17 protein-coding genes are annotated in these 23551 nt (G+C 59.7%); 8 read left to right on the top strand and 9 right to left on the bottom strand.

Annotated elements, in window-relative coordinates:
* Positions 1–72: 72 nt before the first annotated feature.
* From OHL18_RS13395 to OHL18_RS13370, 6 genes are all read right to left on the bottom strand, one after another.
* Positions 73–2763, bottom strand: coding sequence for a glycosyl hydrolase 2 galactose-binding domain-containing protein (locus OHL18_RS13395; protein ID WP_263375349.1), 2691 nt, complete (start codon positions 2761–2763; stop codon positions 73–75).
* Positions 2764–3099: 336 nt separating this feature from the next.
* The gene (locus OHL18_RS13390) at positions 3100–5139 is read right to left on the bottom strand and encodes a beta-N-acetylhexosaminidase (protein ID WP_263375348.1); all 2040 of its coding nucleotides are present in this window, start codon (positions 5137–5139) and stop codon (positions 3100–3102) included.
* A gap of 114 nt (positions 5140–5253) precedes the next feature.
* A complete protein-coding gene (locus tag OHL18_RS13385) occupies positions 5254–6201 on the bottom strand; it encodes a carbohydrate kinase family protein (RefSeq protein ID WP_263375347.1) in 948 nt (315 codons plus the stop codon).
* 53 nt (positions 6202–6254) lie between these two features.
* The gene (locus OHL18_RS13380) at positions 6255–8423 is read right to left on the bottom strand and encodes a TolC family protein (protein WP_263375346.1); all 2169 of its coding nucleotides are present in this window, start codon (positions 8421–8423) and stop codon (positions 6255–6257) included.
* Positions 8423–10072: an efflux RND transporter periplasmic adaptor subunit gene (locus OHL18_RS13375; RefSeq protein ID WP_263375345.1), complete on the bottom strand. Its 1650-nt coding sequence runs from the start codon at positions 10070–10072 to the stop codon at positions 8423–8425. The genes OHL18_RS13380 and OHL18_RS13375 overlap by 1 nt, the downstream gene beginning before the upstream one ends.
* Positions 10072–13299, bottom strand: coding sequence for an efflux RND transporter permease subunit (locus tag OHL18_RS13370; RefSeq protein ID WP_263375344.1), 3228 nt, complete (start codon positions 13297–13299; stop codon positions 10072–10074). Before OHL18_RS13370 ends, OHL18_RS13375 begins: the two co-directional genes overlap by 1 nt.
* A 153-nt stretch (positions 13300–13452) precedes the next feature.
* On the opposite strand from OHL18_RS13370, the gene OHL18_RS13365 reads away from it, so the two are divergent.
* Positions 13453–14544, top strand: coding sequence for an acyltransferase family protein (locus tag OHL18_RS13365; RefSeq protein ID WP_263375343.1), 1092 nt, complete (start codon positions 13453–13455; stop codon positions 14542–14544).
* A 185-nt stretch (positions 14545–14729) separates the two neighbouring features.
* Here the strand turns inward: OHL18_RS13365 and OHL18_RS13360 are convergent, their stop codons facing one another.
* From OHL18_RS13360 to OHL18_RS13350, 3 genes are all read right to left on the bottom strand, one after another.
* Complete coding sequence (locus tag OHL18_RS13360; protein WP_263375342.1) at positions 14730–14987, bottom strand: hypothetical protein; 258 nt, start codon at positions 14985–14987, stop codon at positions 14730–14732.
* A gap of 77 nt (positions 14988–15064) precedes the next feature.
* Entirely contained in the window at positions 15065–15532 is a 468-nt protein-coding gene (locus OHL18_RS13355) for a hypothetical protein (protein ID WP_263375341.1), read from the bottom strand.
* Positions 15533–15534: 2 nt separating this feature from the next.
* Positions 15535–15978, bottom strand: a complete 444-nt coding sequence (locus OHL18_RS13350; protein WP_263375340.1) for a response regulator — start codon at positions 15976–15978, stop codon at positions 15535–15537.
* Between the two features lie 160 nt (positions 15979–16138).
* Between OHL18_RS13350 and OHL18_RS13345 the strand changes: the two genes are divergently transcribed.
* The 7 genes from OHL18_RS13345 (at position 16139) to OHL18_RS13315 (ending at position 23535) form a co-directional block, all read left to right on the top strand.
* A complete protein-coding gene (locus OHL18_RS13345; RefSeq protein WP_263375339.1) occupies positions 16139–16957 on the top strand; it encodes a hypothetical protein in 819 nt (272 codons plus the stop codon).
* Positions 16958–17094: 137 nt separating this feature from the next.
* A complete protein-coding gene (locus OHL18_RS13340) occupies positions 17095–17613 on the top strand; it encodes a chemotaxis protein CheW (protein ID WP_263375338.1) in 519 nt (172 codons plus the stop codon).
* A gap of 51 nt (positions 17614–17664) precedes the next feature.
* Entirely contained in the window at positions 17665–19299 is a 1635-nt protein-coding gene (locus OHL18_RS13335) for a HAMP domain-containing methyl-accepting chemotaxis protein (RefSeq protein WP_263375337.1), read from the top strand.
* 85 nt (positions 19300–19384) lie between these two features.
* Positions 19385–21751: a chemotaxis protein CheA gene (locus OHL18_RS13330; protein ID WP_263375336.1), complete on the top strand. Its 2367-nt coding sequence runs from the start codon at positions 19385–19387 to the stop codon at positions 21749–21751.
* Entirely contained in the window at positions 21748–22644 is an 897-nt protein-coding gene (locus OHL18_RS13325; protein WP_263375335.1) for a CheR family methyltransferase, read from the top strand. Before OHL18_RS13330 ends, OHL18_RS13325 begins: the two co-directional genes overlap by 4 nt.
* Complete coding sequence (locus tag OHL18_RS13320) at positions 22641–23162, top strand: chemotaxis protein CheD (RefSeq protein ID WP_263375334.1); 522 nt, start codon at positions 22641–22643, stop codon at positions 23160–23162. The genes OHL18_RS13325 and OHL18_RS13320 overlap by 4 nt, the downstream gene beginning before the upstream one ends.
* Positions 23152–23535 carry a response regulator gene (locus tag OHL18_RS13315; RefSeq protein WP_263375333.1) on the top strand — a complete coding sequence of 128 codons (384 nt, stop codon included), beginning with the start codon at positions 23152–23154 and terminating at the stop codon, positions 23533–23535. Before OHL18_RS13320 ends, OHL18_RS13315 begins: the two co-directional genes overlap by 11 nt.
* The last annotated feature ends 16 nt before the right edge of the window (positions 23536–23551 follow it).

Here is a 23551-nt window from a genome sequence, read left to right as displayed (position 1 = left end):
TGGGTGAGATTCGTACATCCCACCCATCGCAAAGACGCGATGGATGGTGCACCCGTTCTTACTTACCTGTTCTCATTTTGTGTTGTGGATGGGGTTGATGGTGACGGGGGCTACGTTCCAGCCTTCGAGCTTGACCTTGAGAGTGGACGCGTCTTTGATGCCGAGGGCGGTGAGTGTCTCGGCGGGGAGCAGGGCTGTGAGTTCCCGCTGTCCGCCGGGAAGCAACTCGAGGTAGTTGTCGCTCCACGTGATGCGTGGGAGCTTTGCGCCGTGCTCGTCTTCGAGCTCTACGGCGAGTTGAAAGGCAAGCTTGTCCGAAGGATTCGAGAGATGGACGTGGATTCGATCGCCTGCGTTCTGCGCGGTTACTTTCACCTTTGCGGAGGGAAGAGATGCGAGGGCGGTCATGTCTTCGGGAGTCTTGGCGGGCGTGTGGGTATAGTTGGTCTTCGCCCAGTCGAACTCGGTCAGTTTGCCGGGCACCCAGTAGGAGTTGGTGCTGACGATGCGGCCCTTCACGTCCTTGAGTTCGAGGTGGACGATGTAGGTGGCGGAGGTGTTGGAGAAGACATCCTGCGGGATGTCGATGGCTTTGGTGGAGCTGTCGGAGGCGGAGTCGAGCGGCGCTGACTTAGAGAAAAGTTCCTTGAGGTTGAGGTCGTAAACGCGGGCTGAAGCGGTGAGGCCGGGTGTGGCTTCGTAGACGCTGTTGACGACGTAGACGCTGTGGTCGTCGTAGCTGTACTGGACGTGGAGGAGCTCGCAGGCCTTCTTCGCGCCGTAGAACCCGCCGCCCGCGTCGAGGTAGTAGTCGTAGAGGTGCCAGATGCTGGAGGGCCAAGCATTGGTGAGCATCCACTGGATGACTCCGGTGGACGTGTACTTGTTGCGGCCGTAGGCCTCGAACATGGCGCGCTCGCCGTCGAAGGCCATCGATTGCGCGATAAGGTTATAGCGGGCTGCGGAGTCGGGCATGCCATAGGTGGCTTTCATGGCGTCGTTGAAGACGTGGATGTCCTTGAAGCCTCCGCCGCCGGCGTGGTAGGACCAGACATCATCCCGCGGCCAGTCGTGGCCTGGGCCGAGCATCTTCTTGAGGCTGGTGAGCGATGGGATTGCAGGGCCGGGGCCGGTTTCGGTGTTGAAGCCATAGGCTCCGCCGTATTTATTGGTGTCGGTGAGCCAGTAAGAGGGGGCGACGTAATCGTACGGGCCGGTCATCTTGACGCCGCTCTCGCCGGTGACCGTGGTCGGCTGGCCGGTGGCAGAGGAGGCGATGGCGTTGGGCCAGAAGTCCTGCTTGAGGACGTTGAGGTAAGCGGTCTCGACGTTTGCTGGCGGCGGGTTGTCGCTGCCGTTGAGCCAGGCGATGAGGCTGGGATGGCTGCGGATGCGCATGACCTGCGCGTCGAGCGATGCGGTGGCAACCTTTAGGGTGTTGGCGTCCCACTTGTCCCAGTGCTCCCAGTGATCGCAGCAGCACCAGCCGGCGATGACCATGACGCCCTGCTCGTCGGCGAGCCGGAAGAACTCCTCGGTCTCGAGCTTGCCTTCGAGGCGGATGGTGTTGAGGTGCATGTCGTGGACGAGGGCGAACTCGGCGGCGAGCTTTTCCGGCTGCTCGCGCAGCATCATGTCGGGCGACCAGCCGGCGCCGCGGATAAGGATAGGCCGCTGGTTGACCTTGAAGAGACGAGCCCCCTTGGGAGTGAACTCGGAGACGACCTCGCGAATGCCGAAGCGGATGGACTTTTCGTCTGACACCGCGCCAGCGATGACGAACTTGAGAGAGGCGGTTTCGAGCGGGTGAGCGCCTACATCAGCGGGCCACCAGACGTGGGGATTCGAGATGGTGAGCTGAGGATAGTCAGAGGGAGTGAAGGCGATGGACTTTGACTCGTTTGCCGCAAGTGTTACGGGTTGGGAGATGACGACTCCAGCGACGCTGCCTTCGAGTCGACCTTCGATGGGATGGTCGGTTGCGTTATCGACCGCAGCGCGGACGGTGAGTTCGGCGGTCTTTAGAGAGGCGTCGGTGAAGTGGGTCGTCACCATGGGGGAACGGACGACGACAGGGCCGCTTGATCGCAGGCTGACCGCGCCCCACAGGCCCATGTCCTTGTCCGGAGGGCAGGGGTTCCAGTCGACCCAGTTGATGCCAAGATCGGTGGGCGTGGGAGCGAAGGTTTCGACGGCGAGGACGTTTTCGTGGCCGGGCTTGAGAGCTTTGCTGACGTTGAAGTCGTAGGTGCGGTAGGCTCCCTGGACGTCGCTGGAGCTGGCGATCTTGATGCCGTTGAGCCAGACGTCGGCGCGGTAGTTGATTCCGTTGAAGTGGAGCCAGGAGGTCTTACCAGCGTCGCTGGCGGGAACCTCGAAGGACTTGCGATACCACCAGCCGCAGCGGTATGGGCTGTCGGGAGGCATGTCGAGGTTCGAGAAGTTCTGGCCGATGGGGTAGGACGTGCCGGGGATCGAACGGAGATTGGTGCCCACGTAGGGATCTTTGAACTCGCCTGCGGCTACCTGTACGGCGAGCACGGTGGAGGGGATGGTCGCGCTGTACCAGCCTTGCGTCGAGGCCCCCGGGCGCGAGAGGGTCGCACCGTCGCCGTGGATCTTGCAATCAGACTGCACGGTCCAGCCGAGCTTAAGTGGCGTGGCGGTGGCTGCATGAAGAGCGGGCGTTACAGCGGCGAGTGCGAGAACGCAGAGCCGCGAGAGGGCCATGCTGGAAACGGGAGCTTTGCGCGGGAGCATCATCTGCGAACCGTCCTATGGAGATTGAGAGGTAGAGCGTTGCAGAAGGATTTCGCTACGATGGAGATCGCGTATCCGGTTATTGCAACGTTTGAATATGTGAATATTAGTAGAAGTAAAGAAGCTGCGATGTCAATTGAAATCGCGACGGCGTGGGTTTCCGGATGGGTGTGGGTGGGTATGCCACGGGCTTGCAAGTCCATGGCTGGAGCTTTGGTGGAGGGAGGCTGGTTCGCGCGTAGCGCGACTGTCCCACCTTAGCGACGATGAGACTGTCGCGAAGAAGGGGCAACCGGCTTTACTGGCGATGACGGACTTTGGATGACGCTTCGGGTAGGATTAGCGGCTGGCTGCGGTGACGAGAGCTTCGACACCAGGGACGGTCATGTTGAGCAGCACGGCTTGTGGTGCTTCCAGGGTCTTGAGCGTCGCCAGTTGCTGCGATTGATCGGCAGCCGCAAGAGGCTTCTTCTGCTCGATGGCGTCGAGCGCAATGAGACCAATGGCGGAGCTGTCGCGCAGGTTACGCGAGATAGGCGCGAGCTCCGCGGCCAACGCCGAGGAAGAGATGGTGGGTTGGAGTGCCGCGTCGTTGTCGCGCCAGAGAGTGAGCCATTGGCGGGCCTGGGCGCGATCGGCCGAGGTCGCGGTGCCGCTGGCGATGCGGGCAGCGAGATCGCGGAAGTTGCGGGCGGTGTCGCTCTCAGGCGAGACGGCGTCGACGAGCAGGTTCATGGGCGACCCACTGTCGTAGGGCTTCAGATCCGGGCGTGCGTACTCCTTGGGTGGCTCGACGACGCTGGCCACGACGCGCAGCGAGGCAGAGTCGTTGCCGCCGGCGATGCGGTCAATCATGTTGCTACTTGTGGCGAGGTAAGGGATGCCCTGCCAAGTGAGGGTCTGCGCGGCGATCGCGAGGCGCTTGTACATGGAGGCCTGGTCGGTGATGTCCTGCGGCGACCAGAGGCGCTCCGCTATGGCCGCGGTGCGGGGCCAGATGCGACCCTCGATGGTCTCGGAGGTGACCATCTCGCTCCACATGGTGGCTTCACCGCCGAGGATGTGGCTCTTCTCTTGGGGGGTGAGATCCGCGGCCTTGCCGAGCGGGTCGACAGCGTAGTGCTGCGACGCGGGTTCGCTCAGGTCGATGTAATAGCCATTCGAGAGGATGACGTTGTGGCCATTCTTGGCCGCAGCCGCTACAGACTCCTGGCCGCGCCAGGACTGGATCATGACCTGCTTGGGGGTGTTGGGCTGGAGGACTTCATCCCATCCGATGGGGATCTTGCCGTGTTTAGTCACGAGCTCCTGCACGCGGGTGGTGAAGTAGGCCTGCAGGGCCTCGTTGTTCTTGAGGTTGTGGGCGCGCATGTACTCCTGGATGCGAGGGTTGCGGTCCCACTCCTTGCCGTTGCACTCGTCGCCGCCGATGTGGAAGTAGGCATCGGGGAAGAGAGCGGTCATCTCAGCGAAGAACTTGTCGAGGAACTTATAGGTGGACTCACGGGTGGGGTCCATGGCGGGATCGAAGATCCCCCACTGGCGCTCGATCTGGTAAGGGCCGGGGCCGCTGGCTAGATCGGGATAGCCGACGAACATAGCTGTTGCGTGGCCCGGCATGTCGAACTCGGGGATAACGCGGATGCCGCGATCGCGGGCGTAGGCGATCACTTCTTTGGCCTGCTGCTGCGTGTAGAAAAGGCCGTCGGAGCCCTTCTCCTGCAGGAGCGGGAAGGTCTTGCTCTCGAGGCGGAAGCCCTGGTCTTCCGAGAGGTGCCAGTGGAAGACGTTGAGCTTGGTGGCTTCCATGCCGTCGAGGGTGCGATAGAGCACGTCGAGCGAGATGAAGTGGCGGCCAGAGTCGACCATGAGACCGCGCCAGGGGAAGCGGGGGGCGTCGTCGATGGTGACGGCTGGGATAGTGAAGCCGCTGGGGGTTAGCTCGATCAGCTGAAGAAGAGTCTGGAGGGCGTGCATCGCGCCGAGGGGCGTGGGGGCGTCGATGGAGATGTCGGCGGGTGCTACCTGGAGCTTGTAGGATTCGTCGTCGGCCACCTGCTGGACGGTGGCGCTGGGACCGCCGGTGTGGATGGTGATGCCAGGGGCGGTGGCCGGCGCAGAGGCCCATTGTGGGATGCCGGTGCGGCTTGCGACGTTGGCGAGGAAGCGCTGGCGGGCGCGTTCGAGGCGGGGTTCCTGATAGCCAGTGAAGACGATGCGCAGCGTCCCGTTGATGGCAAAGCTGCCGGACGCGACGGTGGCGTGGGCGGGAAGCGGCATGATCTGGAGTGGAGTCTGGGCGTGAAGTGAGATGCAGAAGAGAGAGGCGGAGAGCGCGGCGACAGCGGAGAGGCGTAAAGGCAGGGAAGAGGCGATCAACAGAGGAGTCTCCTTCTTACGGAACTGCATTCAGTGCTGGATCGAGATTGAGATGATCATATCGCAGCAATTTGCGCAATCTCTGATCTTGATTTGCACGAATTCGCGCAAATTCTAGTCGGCGAGCTGAATGCAGAACGCACTATCGTAGCGGGGACCGGTTGCCATCAGTTCCTCGATGATGTCCACGGGCATGATGCCCCCGCGCGCGCCGACCTGGGTGCAGTTGAGGGCGGCGGCGGCGCAGGCGAAGTCTAGCTGGTGTTGCAGCGGCCAGCCCTGCAGCATGCCGTAGATGAAGCCAGCGTGGAAGATGTCGCCGGCACCGGTGGTGTCGACGACGGGGACACGGAATGCGGGGGCGTGATGGAACTGTTCGCCGTCCCAGGCGAGGACACCGTCTTCGCCAAGCGTGGCAGCGGCGATGCGGCAGCCGAAGCGGTGTTGCATCATCTTGAGGGCGAACTCGAGGTTGGGTTCGCGCATAAGACGGCAGGGAAAGTCTCGGCTGGCAACGATGAAGTCGGTGTTTTCGAGCAGGCCTTCGATCCCGGTGTAGATCTCATCGAGATCGGCAATAACCGGAACTCCGGCCTCACGGGCCCACTGCGCGGCGAGGGTCGCGGCGGCGGTGTCGTAGCCATCGACGTGGAGGGCGCGGGCGTTGACGATCCAATCGCGATGCAACTCTTCCGGCCGCAGGTTCATGCGCTCATCGCGACGGCAGAGGACGGTGCGCTCTCCCCCGTCGTCGACGAGGATGAGCGACTGCGAGCTTGCGCCGCCGTTGACGGTGAGTAGGCGCGTCTCGACGCCGGCGTGGGCGAAGGCCTCGCGGTGGAGCGTGGCGGCTACATCGTCGCCGAGCTTGCCAACATAGCGGGTCTTCATGCCCCAGCGCTGGCAGGCGACGACCGTGGAGGCGACCTGGCCACCGGGCAGAACTGAGGCCTGGCTGTATTCGACCTTGGAGCCTCGGGTGGGGTACTTCGAGAGGGGGATTACCGTGTCCGTGGCATTGAGCCCGACGCCGACGAGATCGACCTTTGCAGTTTTTGCCATCTCTAATACTGTAAATGCCGAATGAATCTGTGAGCGCGGGCGAAACGGGTTCGTCAGCGGCGTGTGTCGTCGATGGTGCCGGAGATAGCATCATCGAGCTTGATGTTGTTGCGGTCGAGGAGATTGCCGATGGCGTGGTCGAGGTCGATCTGGGCCTTCTTCCAGTTGCTCCGCGCTGCGATCTCGGTGGAGCGTGCCTGGGCGAGATACGTCTCGTTTTGGACGACGAGAAGGTTCGTGGACTCACCGACGGAGAGCTTGTCGCGCTCGGACTGCAGGAGTTGCTCTTGGTAGTCGCGACTGGTGGTGGCGGCACGATAGGCGGCGTAAGCGGTGTCCACGGCGATGGTGGCGTTTTCGATGGACTCTCGGATCTGGTTGGCGAGCTTTTCAGTGCGGGCCTGTGCCTGGCGGAGTTGAACGGCGTCTCGCGCAGCGTCGGACTGTGCGACGCGATTGCGCAGGGGAAGAGTCAGTTGGATTCCGCCCTGGTAGATGGTGGAGGTGCGGAGCCCGCCGAGAGCGAAGTTCTGCGGGATGGTAGGCAGGCCAGTGCCGGTGCTGCCTAGCTGCTCGTAGGCCTGTTCGGAGCTGCCGCGGGTTTCGACGTTGCCGTAAAGGTTGAGCTGCGGCAGGGCCTGGTTGCGTGACGCTTTGACGCTGATCTCGCCGTTCTTGATCTGGAGAGCGGCCTGGGCGAGGTCGGGACGACGGGCGAGACCCTGCTGGATAAGGTCCGGGACGTTCATGGGATCGGGCTGGTCGGGGACGAGGATGCGGTCCGTGGGGACAATCTCTGTAAACTGTGCGGCGAAGACAGGCGATCCGGTGCGGATGAGTTCATCGCGGAGGATGACCTCCTGCTGGCGATAGAGGCCCTGGGCCTGGATCAGATCGAATTGGCTGCTGCCGAGCAGGGCGCGGGCGCGAGTGAGTTCAATGGGGGCGAGGGTGCCTTGATCAACCTGGGATTCGTCGTCTTCGACCAGCTTTTGCGAGGCGCGTAGGGACTCCTGCTTGACGACCACATTCTCTCCTAGCGATACGAGGTCGAAGTAGAGGCGCGAGGTGCCGTAGACGGTTTCGAGGACCTGTTGCTCGAAGAGGAGGCGGGAGGCCTTGCGATTGTTGTTTGCGATGTGGAGATAGCGAAGGTTGACGTCGCGGCCTCGACCGCGGAGCAGCGGCTGGGTGAGGGTGCTGGAGGTGCTGATGGTGGCGAAGGGATCGTACTGTGAAGCGGAGCCGTAGACGACGGATGAGTCGTTGTTGACGGTGGCTTCAATTTGAGCGCCAGTGCTGAAACCTTGCAGATACGCAACGTTGGCGGTTACATATTTCAGGCTCCCGGTCTGGGTGGTGGTGGTCCCTGCGTCCGAGCCGGTCGTCGAGGTCAGCGTGGTGGTGTTCGAGCGCTGGAGATAGCCGGATTCGGCGAAGAGGCTGGGATCGTAGAGCGGGATGTTGGGGCCCTGAGAGTAGGCCGAGCCGGTACCGGCTTCGGACAGGTTCTGCTGGGCCTGCACCATCGAGTTGAGCGAGGTGAGATCTGTAACCGTGGGAGTTACAGGATTGGTGCTGACGGCGGCGGTGTTGAGCAGGGGACTGCCCGGCCCACCGACGCCGTTCTCGGGCTCCTGGATGGTAAAGTCGATGCCGCGGGTGCTGCCGCCGCCCTTGGCGCGGACGAGGTCGGTGTCGGCGAGGACGATGTTGTAGCGCTCGACTTCGACATCGAGATTGTTCTCGATGGCCAGGGCGAGGGCGTCGTGGAGAGTGAGGTAGAGCTTGCCGTCTCTTACGAGGCTGGTGAGGCGGGTGCCGGCACCGGGGAAGAGCGGTGGGACAGTGGGACGGCGGTAGGGGCCGAGGAATCCGAGGAGGTCCGGGCGCAGACCCTTAGGGACGGAACGCGTCGGTGAGGCGTCTACCGCTTCGTCGCGGGTAAGTTGCGGAGCGGGCGCTGCTGGAGGGACGGTAAATGGAGTGATGGGGGGCAGGTTTATGCGTGGGGCGTCGGGGGCCGTCTGCTGATTTGTGACCGGCGAGGTTACGGCGCCGGACGCCGGAGCGATCGTCGTCTGCGCGGGTGCGAGGCCGGTGGCGAGCAGGGCTAAGGGCAGGAGCGAAATGCAGGTGTTTCTCCACTTCCCCTCCGACAAGCTCAGGGGACGGTCGGGATGACGCATCTTTGGGGCTGGGGATGAGAGCAATAGGCGCATTAGGGCTTGCTCCCATTGGAGGACTTGTCTTTCTGCTTACTGCCGCTGCCCTGTTGCTGGGATTTCGCGTTCGCGCCCTGCATATTCTGGTCGGTGATCGACTGATTGCCATACTGGCTGGGGCCGCCGGGAGGGGCTGGCTGGTTGATGTTGGGCTTGGCGCTGTTTTGGGCATCGGGGTTTTCGCCCGGGCCGCCGACGGTTTTCGGCTTGACGGTCGCCCCTTCGGTGATGTCGTCAGTGATCTCGGTGATGATGGTGTCGCCGTCCTTCAGGCCGGAGGTGATCTCGGTGGATGGACCGTAGTCGCGGCCGATCTGCACGGGCTGCATGTGGACTTTGTTGTCGCTGGTCAGGATGGCGATGACGGACTTGTCCTTGCGGATGGCGATGGCGTCACTGGGGACGAGGATGGAGCCGGTGCCCTTGATGGCGTCAAAGGTGACGACGGCATACATGCCTGAGAGGAGCTTGCCCGACTTGTTGTCGATCTGGATTTCGGTGAGGAGGGTGCGGGTGTTCTGGTCGATGGCGGCGGCGGTGCGGGTGACGTCGCCATAGAAGCTGGTGTCGGGCGCGCCCTGCAAGTTGACGGTTGCGTGTTGGCCGACGAAGACCTGGGGAGCGTAGCCCTCAGGTACGGAGACGAGGATGCGGAGGCGCTGGACCTGGGCGATGGAGAAGAGCGCTCCGCCCTGGCCGCCGCCGGTGCTTGGGCTCGCGGCGGTAGATGAGGAGCCAGAGGTGCCGGAGCTGTTCGAGGCTCCGGCGGCTGACCCGGTCTGCTGGCCTTGCGGTGCGCCCGCGCCGGAGCCGTTGGCCGAGCCTGAGGCGGAGACGAGAGCGCCGACATCGACGTTGCGCGCGGTGATGACACCGTCAAAAGGAGCCGTCACTCGTTCGTAGGATTGCAGTGCAATGGTGCGGCGAAGGTTGGCCTTGAAGGCTTCAACGTTGCGCTCGGCGGCGGCGACGTTGGCGATCTGTCCCTGGTAGTCGGTCTCGCGCTGGTCGCCATCCTGTTTCGAGAAGACACCCTTGGCGACGAGGACTCTGTAACGCTTCACGGTTACCGTGGCGAGATCGAGCTGGGCCTTCTGCTGGGCTACTTGCGACTCCGCCTGCGAGACCTGCTCACGCGCCTGGTCAACCTGCTGGTCGAGGTCGGGCGAGTCGATGACGGCGAGTAACTGGCCCTTGCGGACATGGTCGCCAATGTCTACGAGGCGGCGGGAGATATAGCCGTTGGAGCGGGCGTAGACGTAGGCCTCGATGAGCGGCGTTGTGGTGCCGGGAACGGTGAGGCCTGCGGTGTCCTGCGCGCGTTTGATCTTTTGCACCTGGACGACGGGCACCGAGTCTTTCTGGTCTTTCGCGCGAGCTTCGATCTCTTTGTTGCGCGAGTGGCGAGGCAGGAAGCCGAGCAGGAAGATGAGCAGGAAGACGACCACCACGGCGAGGATAAAGAAGAAGAGGATGCGGCCATTGACCGGCTTCTTGTTGGGCTGTGGGGCGTCGTGGTGTTTCTTCTTCTTGCTGGAGTTCGTTTCGACGAAGGCGTTGCCAAGCTTCTGATCGTCGAGCGAGTTGGGGTCGGCGAAGGAGTCGCCTATTTTCTGATTGTCTTGATTGGAAGGATAGGGGGGCATCAGGCGTGCTGCTCCTTCATAGGTGTCTCGTTGGGGTCGCCTTCGGCGTACTCTTCGTCGATCTCTTTCGAGAAGTCAATGGGCGGGTTTTTCTTGAGCAGAGAGTAGATGACAGGGACGATGAATAGCGTGCCAACCGTAGCGAGGAGTAGACCTCCGATAACGGCGCGGCCAAGCGGAGCGTTCTGTTCGCCGCCTTCACCGAAGGCCAACGCCATCGGCAACATTCCGATAATCATGGCGAGGGCAGTCATGCAGACGGGACGAAGGCGAGTGAAGCCCGCGTTGAGCGCGGCTTCGTAGCGGTCTTTACCGGCGACGCGTTCGTCATTCGCGAAGACGACCATCAGGATCGAATTGGCGGTGGCAACGCCGATGGTCATGATCGCGCCCATGAGCGAAGGGACGCTAAAGGTAGTTTGAGTAGCGAAGAGCATCCAGAGGATTCCGCAGAAGGCCCCGGGGATGGCCATGAGGATGATGAGCGGGTCGAGCCAGCTCTGGAAGTTGACGGCCATCAGCAGGTAAACGAGGGCAATGGCGAAGACGATGCCGATGCCGAGGCGGATGAAGGAGTCCTGCATGGTCTTGACCTCTCCGCGCAGGGTGAGAACAGTGCCGGCCGGGAGCGTCTTCTTGGTGTCGTCCATGATCTTCTGTATCTCGCTGGCGACGCCGCCCAGGTCACGCTGGTCTACGTCGGCGTAGATGTCGAAGGTGGGCTGGATGTTGTAGTGGTCAATGACGATGGGCGAGGCGTCACGGCGGAAGGTGGCCAGGTTGCCGAGGAGTTGGCTGGAGTCTCCATTGGGCGAACTGATGGGGGTACGGGCCAGCTCTTGCAAGTTGCTGTTGCGATAGATGGGCGTCTGCACGACGACCTGGTAGTTAACTCCGTTCAGAGGGTTCAGCCATTGGTTGGGCGCGGTTTGCGCGGTACCGGTCAGCGAGATCAGCATCCCCTGGGCAACGTCCTGCTGGGTGAGGCCAAGCTGACGGGCGCGGCTGCGGTCGACGTTGACCTGCATGGTGGGGTAGGAGACTTGCTGGTGGATGTGGACGTCGACGGCGCCAGGAATGGCGGCGATCTTCTTCTGGAGGTCCTGGGCGATCTGGTAGTTATTCTTGGCGCGGCCCACGATCTGGAGATCGATCGGAGCTGGCAGGCCGAAGTCGAGGATCTGGTTGGTGATGTTAGCGGGGGCGAAGAAGAAGTCCCCATCGGGGAACTTCTGGGCAAGGTCGGCTCGAAGTTCACGCATATAGCGCTCAGTGTCGCGCTTGCCAGGGTTCAGGGCGATGAGGACTTCGCCATCGGAGTTGCTGATGGTGCCGGTGCTGCCAAAGGCGAGGTTGATGCCTCCGTTGGGGAGGCCGATGTTGTCGAGGATGAGCTTGATCTCGTCGGGCGGGATGACTTTGCGAATCTCCTTTTCGACTGCGGCGAAGTACTGCTCGGAGTCTTCGATACGCATGCCTTCGGGCGGGGTGACGTGGAGGCGCATCTGGCCGGAGTCGACGTAGGGGAAGAAGTCGCGCCCAATGACGAAGACGAGCGGCAGCGAGAGCAGGATGAACGTGGCAAACATAGTCAGCGTAATGGCGGGGTTGTCGAGGCACCAGGCGAGGACGCCTTTGTATTTGTGGCGGAGCTTCTCGAACTGGTGATCGAACTTCTTGTGCCAGCGCCAGATCCAGTTGTGCTTTTCTTCCTCGATGGCGGCGGCCTCGTCCTGGTAAAGGACGAGCTCGGCGGGAAGGAGGAAGTGCATCATCGTTGGCACGAGTGTTCGCGAGAGGAAGTAAGAGGCCATCATGGCGAAGGCGACGGCCTCGGCCAATGGCGTGAAGAGGAACTTGGCAGCGCCGGTGAGCAAGACGACTGGGATGAAGACGATGCAGATGGAGAGCGTGGAGACGAAGGCCGGGGCGGCGACCTGTTCTGCCGAGTCGAGGATGGCGCGGACGAGAGATTTTTGTTCGCCCATGTTGCGGTGAGTGTTCTCGATCTCGACGGTGGCGTCGTCGACGAGGATCCCGACCGCGAGTGCGAGACCGCCGAGGGTCATCACGTTGATGGTCTCTCCAAGTGCGGTCAGGATGATGAGCGATGTCGCGATGGAGAGCGGGATGGAGACGCAGACGATGATGGTGCTCCGCCAGCTTCCCAGAAACAGGAGGATCATCAAGCCGGTGAGCACGGCGGCGATGGTGGCCTCGCGTACGACCTCGCTGATGGAGCTTTTGACGAAGACCGATTGGTCGAAGAGCGGCGTGACCTTGAGGGTCTTGGGCAGGTCGGCGGTGATGCGGGGGATGGTGTTCTTGACGCCATTGACGATGTCAATCGTGGAGGTCTTGCCGTTTTTGAGGACGGTGAGCAGGGCAGCTCGCTTGCCGTTTTCGCGAACGACGTTGGTCTGGACGGCGAAGCCGAGTTCCACTTGAGCTACGTCTTTGATGTAGACGACAGCACCGTTGGCGGCGCGAACCGGGAGGTCATTGAGAGCGGAGACGATGGTGGGGCTGCTGTTGACCTTGACGACGTACTCGCGGCCGCCGAGACGGGCCGTGCCGGCGGGGAGAATGAGATTCTGTTGGCCGATGGCGGTAGAGACATCGGCGGCGGAGATATGTTTGGCGTACATCAGGTCGGGGTCGGCGTCGACCATGACCTGGCGGGCCTTGCCGCCGTACGGGAGGGGGACGGCGGCTCCCTGGACGGTGGCAAGGCGGGGACGGATGAAGCTGAGGCCGAGGTCGTAGAGATCGGTTTCGGAGAGGCCATCGCCGGAGAGGCCTAATTGCACGATGGGAACGCTGGAGGCGTCATACTTGATGACGTTCGGCGGGAAGCTGCCGGGGGGAAGGCCGCGGAGGATGGTCTGGACGATGGCGGTGACCTGCGCGACGGCGAGGTCGACCTTTACCGTGGGCTGGAAGAAGACCTTGATGACCGAGACGCCCTGGTAGGACTCGGACTCGGAGTGCTCGATGTCGTTGACCGTGGTGGTGAGGGCGCGCTCACAGACGGTGACGATGCGGCCTTCCATCTCGGTGGGCGTCAGGCCTGGATACGCCCAGACGATGGTGACGACGGGAATGTCGATGTAGGGGAAGATGTCCTTGGGTGCTTCAATGGCGGAACCGATGCCCAGGGCGAGGATGAGCATCGACACAACGACAAACGTGTAAGGGCGCCGCAGCGCCAGTCTTACGATCCACATGAAGTCCCTCGGAGATTACCTTGGCTCTAATGTACGTTGGACTATAGTTGCAGGACTCCAGTTGCATAAGTTGAGGTCAGCTCGATTTCGCCCCGCTATACTTTATGTGTGGATAAACGCGTGGCCGACTGAGAGCGCTGCGAATGGGGTAGCATGCGAAAGTTGTTGGGCCTGTTGCGGCGCGATACCGGGGGCAGAGCGTATATACCGGAGATTGACTCCTTCCGGTTCGTTGCGATCATCTTCGTTATTCTCTATCACATGCTCCAAAAGACGCACCTCTATCTGCTGGAAGACCCCTCGTTTCTGACGAGCCGGCTAAACCGTGGGGTTCAACTCTTTTTTACTGTAAGCGGATTCGTGCTGGCGCTGCCGTTCGCGAAGTTCTGGCTGCTGCAGGGCAAGAAGGTCGAGCTGAAGACCTACTTTTTGCGGCGATTGACGCGCATTGAGCCACCTTATCTGGTCAGCGTGCTGTTATGCCTGGCGGTGCTGATTGTGGTGAAGCATCAACCGGTGGGTTTGCTGCTGCCGCACTTCCTGGCGACGCTGTTTTATATGCACTCCTTGATCTACGCGGCGCTGAGCACAATCAATCCGGTGGCGTGGTCGCTTGAGGTGGAGATTCAGTTTTATCTGCTGGTGCCGCTGCTGGTCTATGTCTTCGCGATTCGCAATACCCGGGTGCGGAGGACTGTGCTGGTGGTGGCTACACTGGCGTTGTCTGCGTTTGGGCTGTCTCTGAACGGGCACTATCGATCGGACCACAGCATCGTGGGGACGCTACAGTTCTTTGTCGCGGGGTTCCTGCTGGCGGATCTCTATCTGCTCGATGCGCCTAAGCGGCGCACGTATCTTTGGGACGTTGCAGCAGTGGTGGGCTGGTATCTGGTGCTGGCGACGGACAAGCGGTGGTGGAATCTGATGATGCCATTGGGGCTGGTCGCCGTGTACTGGTCGGCGTTTGCCGGGAAGCTGATCAACGTTCTGTTCCGGTCGAGGTTTACCGCGACAATCGGCGGGATGTGCTACTCGATCTATCTGATCCACCAGCAGATCATTGGCGTCGTGGCGATGAAGCTGCACAGCGCCGCAATGATATGGGCGGTGAGCCTGGGACTGATCTCGGTCTGCTGCACGATCTTCTTCCTGCTGGTGGAGAAGCCGTGCATGGATCATCAGTGGCCGATGAAATTAAGGCAACGTCTGCGCCGCGAGAGCGCAGCCATGGCCGTGGGAGATTGAGGCGGAGAGTCGGACGACCGCTGACGTAGCTGCGCGCTGGTTTGCGCGATACCAGGAACGCCGACAGAAGCAGCTTGTGAAGGGAAGCTCTTGGTGCCCCACGGCCCAAGAAGGAAGGTTATGCAAACCCTGCTCCGCAGGCCTGCATCGAAATCCGGATGAACTCGCTGGGACGCGACCGACAGCTATCGGCGCTCCGATAGATCGACGATGCAGCCGGGAAAGACGTTTTCCGTACACTCCAACGCCATTCTCTTCATCATGAAGGGACCAATATCCCCATAAATCGAGAAGGACAAGTTCTCGGACCTGGATCGGGAGCCATCGCAATCCAGGCCGATTGAGTTGATCGACAAGGCTTTGAAGTGATCCTTCAGCTTGTTCACATCGGCTATGTTTGCGGTTGCGCTTAGAAACACCTCGACGTCATAGACTGTCAGCATCTTTCACCTAACCGCCTTAATAGGTTGGCTCCGATCGGTTTAAGGCGATTGATCGGAGCTCTCTCGTACGCGAACATCTAGATTGGAGCAAAGATCGAAAACGCGCCACCTTCATAGCCGTTCATCGTCACGGTGAAGTAGGAGCGGAATGCCGGGTTCTTCAAGGAATCTGCGACGCCCGTTGGGAGTGAATCGGCACCAAAGTGCATCGTCTGGAATACCGCCCTGTCGTCGATGGAGACAATCGTAGAAGCCACGTTGAGCACTTCGTGGATTGCATCACGTAATGGCTCATCGAGCGAGGGAGCTGCCAGACTTTCCTTCACCGTCTGTGAGGGAAGACCTAACAGAGCGCCGCCGAACGAGCCGAGCAAGGGAAGGTCAACTTGAACCACCCGGATCGAATCCATGGGCTTGATCAGGTACACCCCGTAGGCTTGAGCGGCCTTTGTCAAGGGGGCTTTCAATATCTGCGTGAAATTGACGTTCTGTCCAGTGAGATCAGTGAACAGCTTCGCGATAGTGAACGGCTTCGGTTCGGCCATGATCAGCAGCCTTCCAGAAAGGGATCGAGGGCAGCCTGCACATCGTCCGGATTGAAGGGCTTGGTTAACAGGAAGCTTGCTCCGTTGCTGATGGCCATATCCCTGATCTCAGCGGAGCTCTCCGACGTGATGAATCCAAAGGGAGTCTTGTTTCCCTCTTTGCGCAGTGACTGTAAGAGCTCGATGCCTGACATCTCAGGCATATTCCAGTCTGAAAGGACGAGCTTCGGTTTCTCCTGATGCATCGATTCAAGCGCTTGGACGCCGTTCTCCGCCTCGCCAAATGAGAGGCCCCTGTAACCTGCCTGACGAATGGCCCGCTGCACAAGCATACGCATCGTCTTGCTGTCGTCCACCAGTAGAATGTCCATCCAATTACTCCTTGATTTGCCAACGTCTTCGAAAATCGACGGCGCCGTAAGCATGACTTCTATCGGCATCTGCATTTAGAAATTTCAGGCGAGGATTGCTGATCGGGGGTGGAAAGGCGGTTCCCATAACACGATAGTGATATGAATCAGCAATCGCAGGTGCCGATAGGGAGGGGCTCTAACTTGTAAAGATTTTATAAAGCTCAACACCTGAATCGAGCTCAAGATGCCCTCTATGAACCTATTCAGCGCGAACGTCAGCGCAATTTGCCTCTTAGGTCTGATCCTTATCTCCACCCTCGCGGGAAATGCGCAAGAGATCGAATCGCCCGCAATCTCTACCGAACGGCCAACCGTCGGAGATTCCCCCGACCTGATTCCCCCTGGGAGCCTCCAGTTCGAGAACGGTGCCGGTGTCAGCTTCCAGAGAACGCAATTTACTGGTGACCTACCCGAAACCCTTGTGCGTCTTGGATTGTCCGAACGTTTCGAGATCCGCTATATGTGGAGCGATGAAATGTATCAGAAGTCGCCCACGCCGCATAGCGCATCTTTTCAAATCATGGACCCCGCCTTCAGCGTGAAACTGGGCCTGGGCAAGGCAAACCAGGTGGTTCCAAGGTCCGCGATCGTTGCACTGAGCCTCCCCTTTGGAGGCCCGAAATGGACATCCGGCAGCTATGATCCCGCTGCGACCGCGATATGGACGCAGACCATCGGCAAGAAATACTTCGTCAATGAAGTCGCCGGGGCCACGCTGACCAGTCTCGCCGGTGCGCGTCGACCGAGCTGGGCCCCCAGCGTGGCGGGGGGACGCAGCTTGACTAGCACTGTTACAGCGTTCGCCGAGTATGCTCCCACGGTATTGCAGAACGGAAGCCTGGAGTATGTTGTCGATGGCGGCTTTGCGCTCATCCACAAGAACCTCATGCAGTTCGATCTTCGCACCGGATATCTCAAAGACTCGGACGGCTATCACACGCTCATCACCGTCGGTTACTCGATCCGCCATGACGGATTCTTCCCCCGGTTGGCCCATGTCAGTCGACGCTAGCAGGGCGCTGCGCACTCACAAAAAGCGTCAAGTCTCGATAAGCTACACCCTTTTGGCCCGCGAAATCACCCGGAAGTACCATTACCAGCGCTGAGGGAACAGCAGAAAATTACCGATAGATAAGGCCCGAGGACACTATGGCAACCGCAATCAACACCCCATCCATCAAGATCGCTCCGCTACCCGTCAAGCAGATTGGCGGAAAGCACCTCATCTTTCAGCTCGGCAACGAGGAATTCGCCATCAACGTGATGAACGTGAAGGAGATTATGAAGATGCAGGCAATCACCACCGTGCCGCAGACTCCATCCTTCGTCCAGGGCGTCATCAATCTTCGCGGAAAGATCATTCCGGTGATCAATCTGCGTCGCAAGTTTGGGATCGAGGACCGCGAAGATACGGAGCTCACGTGCATCGTTGTGGTTCGCATGCAGGTGGACGGAGGCGAGCAGCCGGTAGGCATCGTGGTCGACGGCGTAGTGGAGGTGCTCACCTTCAACCCTGAAGATATCGAAGATAGCCCGGACTTTGGGCTCGATGGCGTAATGCCTTATGTGAGCGGCATGGCGAAGGTCAAGGGCCGCGTCAAGATCGTGCTCGATATTGACCAGGTGCTCCATGGCAATCAACTCGAACGTCTCGGGATGCGCAACTAGGCAGGTACTTAGAAATAGATTCGAAATAGTCATAGGAGCGTGAGGAAAGAGATGACAATCGCCAAGAAACTCTACACTGGATTTGGAGCTGCACTCTTTATTAGCCTGCTGATGGGTGTCGTCTCTCTCCGCAATCTGGGAAATCTGGGAGAAAACGTAACGCACCTTTCCGTGGTGAGTGCGCGCTGCCTCTACCTTTCGGGAGACATCAATAATCTGAGCTCCGATATCCTTGGTTCCGCGCGAGGGATGAACCTGAATGCGCACACGAACCAGACTGCGGAGGTCAACCGGCTTCATCAGGTTGCCGTGACCGAGCTAGACCGGATGAAAAGGGAAGCCGAAGAGTTCGAGACACTGACATCCAGCGCTGATCTCCGCCAGAAGCTGCAGTCGAATATCGTAGATAAGATACCAACGCTCTCTCAGGGAATATCTGAAGACTACGATTCAATTGAAAAGGGCAATCTCCCAGCGGCAGATGCTCTATTCCGGGACAAGGTTTCACCAGTAGCGACACCGATCAGCGACGCGGGCGATGAGATAGCGCAGGAAGAGAATAAGGTAGTTGCTGCGTACGGCACTGAAGCCGTAAGCGGCATTTCGCCAGCACGCTACCTGAACATCACCATGATGCTGCTTGCCATTGCAGTCGGCTGCGGGGTGATCTGGGTCGTTCGGAGCATCAATACTGTCCTTCAGGGCAGCATTGCGGAACTGAACGACGGTGCGGAGCAAGTGGCGACAGCCGCTGGCCAGGTCTCGTCGTCCAGCCAGTCGCTTGCCCAGGGCGCGTCACAGCAGGCTGCATCTCTCGAAGAGACCTCCGCGTCCTCCGAGGAGATCAACTCCATGGCCCGCAAGAACACAGACAACTCGCGTTCTACAGCAGAGCTGCTCGCTCGCTCTCAGGAAAAGGTCAACCAGGCGAACCGGTATCTGGAGGATATGGTCATCTCAATGGACTTGATCACAGATTCGAGCGGCAAGATATCGAAGATCATCAAGGTGATCGACGAGATTGCCTTCCAGACCAACATCCTTGCGCTGAACGCTGCAGTTGAAGCGGCACGGGCGGGTGAGGCTGGCATGGGCTTTGCAGTCGTAGCCGATGAGGTTCGTAGTCTGGCACAACGCAGCGCGCAGGCGGCCAAAGACACAGCCTCCCTGATTGAAGACTCCATCACGCGCTCGGGCGAAGGCAAGGTAAAGGTCGACCAGGTGGCACTCGCGATTCGCGCAGTGACCGAGGACTCTGCCAAAGTCAAGGTGATGGTCGATGAGGTCAGCCTCGGCAGCGAAGAACAGTCTCGCGGAATCGACCAGATCGGCCGGGCCATCGTTCAGATGGAGCAGGTCACGCAGACCAATGCGGCAAGCGCGGAAGAGAGCGCGGCGGCAGCCGAGGAGCTCAGCGCGCAGTCCGAGACGTTGAAGGACGTCATCGCCCGCCTCCACGAAATGGTGGGTGGCAATGCGAATGCGCCGAGCGTCTCCCTTCGCAGCACACGTCGTCCGAAACCTGCTGTGAAACTCTACCGTCCTCCCGTCAAGACCTCTACGAAGAGCTTTGCCAGCGATCGTCTGCGAACGACGAGTCCGAGCATCAAGTCCCCTTCGCCGGCAACGTCGGCGGCCACTGAAGCAGATCCGTTTCCGATGGAAGAGAGCTTCCAGTCGTTTTAGCCGGGCCATCTGACCTCAAAGAGATAGATGAGGCGGTCAGTGTCGTAGTTGCGAGCGTCACCAAGCGGTATCGAGAGAGAAGAATATGCCGGCGTCTGCAAAGGATCAATCGAGGGCTACCGCCGCTGCGGCGTTGGAGGAGTCCCTCAATCAGGTGTCGGTCCGCATCATGGTGGAGGGAATCGGTGCCACAGTTCTTGCAGATCTTCGGCAGCTCGGTGAACAAGCGCGACAGGGAGATTGCGACAAGCTCGCAGACCGGACGGTTGATTTGGTGGATTCTCTTACCAACGGAACCGGGAAAGATATCGAAGGAATTCTTAAGACTGGGATCGATGAGCTACGCCTTATGATCAGCAATGAAAAAGCAGGCCTTCCAGCTAACGCGGCACCTCCTTACGCCTCTCTTGGTGACGATGCAGAGCTGATCGCGGACTTCCTGGTCGAAGCGCGCGAGCACCTTTCGCTGATCGAGGGACAGCTTCTTACGCTGGAGCGCGATCCAGGGGCGATGGAGATTATCCATGCGGTCTTTCGCGCCTTCCACACGATCAAAGGGCTAGCCGGCTTTCTCGGCTTCTCCGTCATGCAGTCGGTAGCGCATGAAGTGGAGACTTTGCTCGATCTGGCGCGTAATGAAAAGATCCGAATCGATACACCCATTGTCGATGTTGTCCTGGCAAGCGCGGACTTTCTTCTGGTCGAGATGGCATCGATCGATCGCGTACTGGGCGGAGCGGAATCTGCTGACCCGGCGGATAGCAGCGACCTGGTCGCGAGGATCCGGTTGGTTGCCTTGACAAGCCAAGGGCTTCAACAGGAAACTGCTCCTCCGGAGCCGGCTCAGCCCGTCGCAAAGGCCGCTCCGGTCGAACCAGCTGCAGCCGTAGCACCAGTAGAACCCGCAGCTTCCGTCGCCAAAGCCGCGGTCAAAGAGACAAAGAAAGCTGCAGCCAAAGGGAAGACAACGAAGAAGGCAACAGGCTCAGCGAGCACGCAGTCAGCGCAACCAGCGGCAGCTATTCCTGAGCCAGTTCAACAGGCTGACGAGGAGGAAGACGACTTCTTCCCAGCGGCACCTTCTGTTGTTGCAGCGCCTGAGGCCCCAAAGCGTGAGCCAGTTGCCGTTACCCCTGCGCCTCCTGCGTCGGCTCCGAAGGTCGCACCGGTAGAAGTAGTCGCAGTTGCCCCGGCGAAACCAACCCAGCCAGCCCCCGTAGAGTCTCGCGCTGTCGTTCCTGCGAAGCCAGTCGAGGCCGCTCGGCCGCCCGAACCCACGAAGACCCCTGACTCCGGATCTGTGCGTGTCGAGACGGCCAAGCTCGACTACCTGATGGACATGGTCGGCGAGATGGTGATTGCTCAGTCGCTGATCCGCCATAGCCACGTTCTGTTGAGTTCCACAGACTCCCGTCTGATCGGCGACCTGTCGCATCTGGCCCGTGTCACCGCTGAGGTACAGCGCGCGACGATGAGCATGCGGATGGTGCCTGTCGCGAATCTGTTCCAGAAGATTGAGCGGGTTATTCGTGACCTATCGCGCAAGGCTGGGAAGCAGGTTGTGCTGCAGACCTCGGGAACCGACACAGAAGTCGACAAGACGGTTGCGGAAGAGCTCTCCGACCCGCTTTTGCACATGGTTCGTAACTCGGTCGACCACGGCATCGAGTCGCCCGAAGAGCGCGTCGCCGCCGGGAAGGCTCCGGTGGCAATTATCAAGCTGGCTGCCTATCACCAGGGTGGACAGATTGTCATCGAGATATCTGATGACGGACGCGGACTCAACGCAGGAAAGATCCGCGCAAAGGCTGAAGAAAAAGAGATCATCTCGGCCAACGCCCAACTGACCGAGCTCGAGGTCTACCAACTCATCTTCGCGCCGGGCTTCTCGACGGCCGAGAAGATCACCGACGTCTCGGGACGAGGCGTTGGCATGGATGTCGTGCGCCGGAACGTCGAAAAGTTGCGTGGACGTATCGAGACCCAGTCCGAGCTTGGTAAAGGCACAACCTTCCTGTTGAAGCTTCCGCTGACGCTGGCCATCATCGACGGCCTCGTGGTCGCGGTCGGCAACAATCACTATATTGTTCCGCTTTCGGTTGTACGCGAGATCTTCCAGCCCCTGGCCAGCACGCTGTTCAGCGTTGAGGGTAAGGAAGAGATGGTCCTCGTGCGCGAACAGCTTCTCCCCATTGTCAGGCTTAATCAGAGGCTAGGGGTGAAGTCAAAGATCGACACTCCAAGCGAAGGTTTGCTGGTGGTCGTTGAGTCTGAAAGCAAGCTTTACTGCATGCTCGTCGACGATCTGTTGGGTAAGCAGGAGGTCGTCATCAAGAGCCTCGGCGAGACGTTCCAGGATGCGTCAGGATTCTCAGGCTGTGCCGTCCTTGGTGACGGGAGAGTGGGACTCATCCTCGATACAGACGGAATCTACAGGGGGAGAAGACGATGATTGCTGAAGCCTCTCCCGTACCTTCAAGCGCTGTCGAGATGCGCCCCAACGAGTTTGAGCGGATAAGGCGGATGGCCTACGAGTTTTGTGGCGTCGACCTTAAGGGCAAGCACATTCTTGTCTCTTCGCGTCTTGGGAAGAAGATCCGGTTGTTGCAACTGTCCTCTTTCACGCAATACTGCGATCAGGTGGAGGCAGATTCCTCGGGAGCCATGTTCACCGAGATGATCGACGCCCTGACGACGAACCATACAAGCTTCTATCGTGAGTCCCGCCACTTCGACTTCATCCGCGAGGTTGTTCTTCCGGAGTTGCCTGAGCAGGGCGAGGTCGCTATCTGGAGCGCGGCATGTTCTACGGGCGAGGAGCCTTACACGATCGCCTTCACGGTGATCGAAGCTCTGGGGCAAAAGGCTTACTCCAGACTCGCGATAACCGCTACCGATATTTCGACCCGCGTTCTTGAGAAGGCCAAGAAGGGGTTGTATCCCCTCACGTCAGTGGAAGCAGTGTCCCCCGAGATGCGCCGCGAGTGCCTTATGAAAGGCACCGGCCAATATGCCAGCCAGTGCATGGTGAAGGCGGAGACGAAGAAGCTCATCACGTTCCGTCAGTGGAACCTGTTGGAGCAATGTCCATCGATTGGACCCTTTCAGGTGATCTTTTGCCGAAACGTAATGATCTATTTCGACCAACAGACGCAGCAGCTCGTTGTCGACAATCTTGTATCGCGGCTACTCCCAGGAGGGTATTTGTTCATTGGGCATGCTGAGAGCTTGAACGGAATTACCCATTCACTGGAGTACGTCTGCACGGCGACGTACCGCAAGCCAGGTGGATCGAGAATCGGGAAGGCGGGTGTTCCACGCAGAGTATCGACAGGAACGCGATGAGCAATGTTCTTACTGTAGGCATCAGCGACTGTGCCGTATCCGGAGATCCTAACGCTGTGATCGCGACACACGCTCTTGGTTCCTGTGTTGGATTGATTATTTATGATCCTGTATCGCACGTTGGAGGGTTGCTGCATTACATGTTGCCGGACTCCACCATGGACAAGGAGCGAGCCCAGCAAAAGCCATTTATGTTCGCAGACACGGGAATTCCGCTTCTCTTTCACACCGCCTATAGGGCGGGCGCTAAGAAAGAACGTATCCAAGTAACCGCGTTGGGCGGAGCACAGATTTTAGGGACGAATGACTCCTTTAGCATTGGCAAGCGAAACCTGACGTCGATGCGAAAGATCTTATGGAAGGCTGGAGTCATGCTTCATCACGAAGAGGTAGGCGGGACGGCCCCGAGGACGGCCCGCCTCGAGATCGCGACCGGAAAGATTGTCGTCTCATTCGGTCGAGGGCAGCACGAGATTCATCAGGGACACACGGAGCGGAGAGAAGTATATGGCCTATAACGTACTGATCGTCGATGACTCACCGGGGATGCGGAAGGTTATTAAGAAGATGCTGGGGCAGTCTGGCTTCGTCACGGAACAGTGCCTGGAAGCCGGCGATGGATTGGAGGCTCTGACGGTCCTTGAGAAGGAGCGCGTGGATATCGTATTCACGGACATCAATATGCCCAACATGAATGGTGAGGAGCTGATGGAGCGGATTTCAGTCACTCCGGACTACCAGCATCTTCTCGTGCTTGTTGTCTCGACCGATCGCAGCGAGGAAAGAATGCAAAGGATGATGGCCCTGGGAGCGAAGGGTTATGTGACCAAGCCGTTTGTACCGAGGACGCTTGGGTATGCACTAACAAAGATGACGGCGAGGTGTGCTTAAGATGCAAGCGATTGAA

The sequence above is a fragment of the Granulicella aggregans genome, from assembly GCF_025685565.1.
Classification (GTDB): Bacteria; Acidobacteriota; Terriglobia; order Terriglobales; family Acidobacteriaceae; genus Edaphobacter; species Edaphobacter aggregans_B.
The sequence above is the reverse complement of the archived record's forward strand: the minus strand, read 5'-3'. Positions and strand labels throughout refer to the sequence as shown.

Bases quoted from the DNA above. Each gene is read 5' to 3' on its own strand.
- OHL18_RS13395 (WP_263375349.1), bottom strand. From the start codon at position 2,763: ATGATGCTCCCGCGCAAAGCTCCCGTTTCCAGCATGGCCCTCTCGCGG.
- OHL18_RS13385 (WP_263375347.1), bottom strand. From the start codon at position 6,201: ATGGCAAAAACTGCAAAGGTCGATCTCGTCGGCGTCGGGCTCAATGCC.
- OHL18_RS13380 (WP_263375346.1), bottom strand. From the start codon at position 8,423: ATGCGCCTATTGCTCTCATCCCCAGCCCCAAAGATGCGTCATCCCGAC.
- OHL18_RS13375 (WP_263375345.1), bottom strand. From the start codon at position 10,072: ATGCCCCCCTATCCTTCCAATCAAGACAATCAGAAAATAGGCGACTCC.
- OHL18_RS13370 (WP_263375344.1), bottom strand. From the start codon at position 13,299: ATGTGGATCGTAAGACTGGCGCTGCGGCGCCCTTACACGTTTGTCGTT.
- OHL18_RS13365 (WP_263375343.1), top strand. From the start codon at position 13,453: ATGCGAAAGTTGTTGGGCCTGTTGCGGCGCGATACCGGGGGCAGAGCG.
- OHL18_RS13360 (WP_263375342.1), bottom strand. From the start codon at position 14,987: ATGCTGACAGTCTATGACGTCGAGGTGTTTCTAAGCGCAACCGCAAAC.
- OHL18_RS13355 (WP_263375341.1), bottom strand. From the start codon at position 15,532: ATGGCCGAACCGAAGCCGTTCACTATCGCGAAGCTGTTCACTGATCTC.
- OHL18_RS13350 (WP_263375340.1), bottom strand. From the start codon at position 15,978: ATGCAGATGCCGATAGAAGTCATGCTTACGGCGCCGTCGATTTTCGAA.
- OHL18_RS13345 (WP_263375339.1), top strand. From the start codon at position 16,139: ATGAACCTATTCAGCGCGAACGTCAGCGCAATTTGCCTCTTAGGTCTG.
- OHL18_RS13340 (WP_263375338.1), top strand. From the start codon at position 17,095: ATGGCAACCGCAATCAACACCCCATCCATCAAGATCGCTCCGCTACCC.
- OHL18_RS13335 (WP_263375337.1), top strand. From the start codon at position 17,665: ATGACAATCGCCAAGAAACTCTACACTGGATTTGGAGCTGCACTCTTT.
- OHL18_RS13330 (WP_263375336.1), top strand. From the start codon at position 19,385: ATGCCGGCGTCTGCAAAGGATCAATCGAGGGCTACCGCCGCTGCGGCG.
- OHL18_RS13325 (WP_263375335.1), top strand. From the start codon at position 21,748: ATGATTGCTGAAGCCTCTCCCGTACCTTCAAGCGCTGTCGAGATGCGC.
- OHL18_RS13320 (WP_263375334.1), top strand. From the start codon at position 22,641: ATGAGCAATGTTCTTACTGTAGGCATCAGCGACTGTGCCGTATCCGGA.
- OHL18_RS13315 (WP_263375333.1), top strand. From the start codon at position 23,152: ATGGCCTATAACGTACTGATCGTCGATGACTCACCGGGGATGCGGAAG.